The sequence below is a fragment of the Synechococcus sp. R55.2 genome, from assembly GCF_047462075.1.
Lineage (GTDB): Bacteria > Cyanobacteriota > Cyanobacteriia > Thermostichales > Thermostichaceae > Thermostichus.
Map to the genome: position 1 here is coordinate 1 of NZ_JANSIH010000451.1, position 1798 is coordinate 1798.

Consider the following 1798-nt stretch of genomic DNA (forward strand, 5'->3'; position numbering starts at 1 on the left):
CCGGAGTACACCTCTCAAGTTCTAGCCGATCTAGAGCGGCAAGGGTTTTCCCAACTCGAGGGCAAGGAAGTAATTCAAGGTCAGGAGCGCTATACTTATCGCCTGGCCGTAAAGCTTCAGGATCAGTCTAAAGGTTTGGGACTTATCGGCATTGTCCTAGATATCACCGAACAAAAGCGGCTGGAACAGGAGGTGTGGGAACAAGAAGAGCGTTTTCGCGCCTTCCTCAACAACAGCCACGACATTTTGTGTCGTATCGATGCCCAAGGTCTGCTGCATACCTTAAATCCTCCGGCTGCTGAGAAAATTTTGGGGCGTGCTCCCAATCAGGGAGAGGCCGTACCCTTGGATTGGGTTCACCCCGAGGATCGGCAGAACGTTGCTAATGCTCTTGAGCAACTCAAGGCTCGACCTGGCGAGACACTCAGCTTTATTTACCGGGCCCAACACGCCGATGGCCAGTGGGTGTGGCTGGAGAGCTTCTGCACCAATCTTTTGGAGGATCCCTCTGTGCAAGGGATCGTTTCCAGTACCCGCGATATCACCCAACAAAAGCAGGTGGAACTGGCTTTGCGAGAGAGCGAAGCCCGCTTCCGAGAAATTGTAGAGGCTGTACCGGTGACTTTCTTCCTACAGTCGGCAGACTTTAGCCGCGCTCTTTACAAAAGTCCTCGTTGTGAACAGATTTTCGGATATACACCAGAGGAGCTTTATCGCCAGCCGGATCTGTGGAAGGAAAGGATCCACCCAGAGGATCTGCCAAGAGTGATGGAAACCCTGTCTCTTGCCACCCAAGGCAAAATGTCAGTTACCTATCGGATTTTCCACCCAGATGGCAGGCTGCGCTGGTTGCGTACCTCTTGTTACCCTGTCTTGAACGAGCAGCAGGAAGTCGTTCACATCGCAGGCATTACCGAAGATATTACGGAGCAGAAAGAAGCAGAGCTGGCTCTACAAGAAAGTGAGGCCCGGCTTAGGGCCATTCTGGATGGGATCCCTTTTCCCATCTTTCTCAAAGATTTGGAGGGGCGCTACTTACAGGTAAACACTGCCTATTTGCAGCAAGGGTGTAACCAGGAAGAGATCCTCGGCAAAACCGATGCCGAACTCTTTCCGCCAGAAGATGCCCTCAAGTTTCGAGAGCAAGATCAAAGGGCTATCCAGTCCCCTGATCCGATTAGCTGTGAGAGTGTCGTTTCTCGTAACGGTCGAGAAATATCGAGGTGGGTCACCAAATTTGCCCTGCGGGATCAGCAAGGGGATCCCTATGCCGTTTGCGGTGTTGTTGTGGACATCACCCCCCTCAAAGAAGCTCAAGAAGTGCTTCGGCAAGAGGCAGAGCGGGAGCGACTGTTGGGGGCCTTATTGCGGCGGATCCGCCAAGCTTTGGACTTGCAAACCCTCTTGGAAACAACGGTTGCGGAAGTGCGAGAGTTTCTCCAGGTAGATCGGGTGATGATCTACCGACTGCAGGGAAACGGGGGTGGGATTGTGGCCGCCGAGTCGGTAGCGGATCCCTGGCCCAGCCACCTGGGCCGCTACGTGTGGGATGAGTATTTCCAAAGGGATCCGTGCTATCGCAAGTACCAAGAGGGCTTTGTCCAGGCAGTGGGGGATGTAGCAATAGTAGCAATAGCCGATTTGGATCCTTGCTATCGGGAGTTGCTGGAGTCTTTCCAAGCCCAAGCCAACTTGGTGATCCCGATTCGGCAGGGTGAGGCTTTGTGGGGTCTATTGGTAGTTCAGCACTGCCAATCCAGCCGCCCTTGGCAAGAGTGGGAAATCCGGCTTTTACAAG

At 53.4% G+C, this 1798-nt stretch carries 1 protein-coding gene; it reads left to right on the plus strand.

The features are described from left to right. Positions 1 to 1798, plus strand: a 1798-nt coding sequence (locus NW838_RS15535; RefSeq protein WP_414428348.1) for a PAS domain S-box protein, incomplete at both ends; no start/stop codon positions are given.